Below are 315 nucleotides of genomic sequence, written 5' to 3'. Positions count from 1 at the left end.
CCATCAGTTGATTGATGTGCTGCCATTTCGGACGATTCACCGTCTAGAAAAACACTTTAAACGTTATGATCAAACTGCTAGAGAAAAGGTTAAAATCATTGTCACGGACATGAACTATACTTATCCGCAACTGACGCAAACTATCTTTCCCAACGCGATTGTCGTCATTGATAAGTTTCACCTCACTAATGCCCTGAATCGGGCCTTTAATCAGACGCGCGTGCGAATAATGAAACAGTTTGCCCCTAGTTCCCGGGAATTTAAAGCCTTGAAACGTTATTGGAAATTGTTGTTAATCCCCCATGAACAATTAGA

At 41.3% G+C, this 315-nt stretch carries 1 protein-coding gene; it reads left to right on the top strand.

The genetic code is table 11. From position 1 onward, the window contains the following. Positions 1–315: transposase (locus FC24_RS09415; protein ID WP_162257015.1), on the top strand; the 315-nt coding region annotated here is incomplete at both ends.

Source organism: Loigolactobacillus rennini DSM 20253, from assembly GCF_001436505.1.
Taxonomy (GTDB): domain Bacteria; phylum Bacillota; class Bacilli; order Lactobacillales; family Lactobacillaceae; genus Loigolactobacillus; species Loigolactobacillus rennini.
The sequence above is the reverse complement of the archived record's forward strand: the minus strand, read 5'-3'. Positions and strand labels throughout refer to the sequence as shown.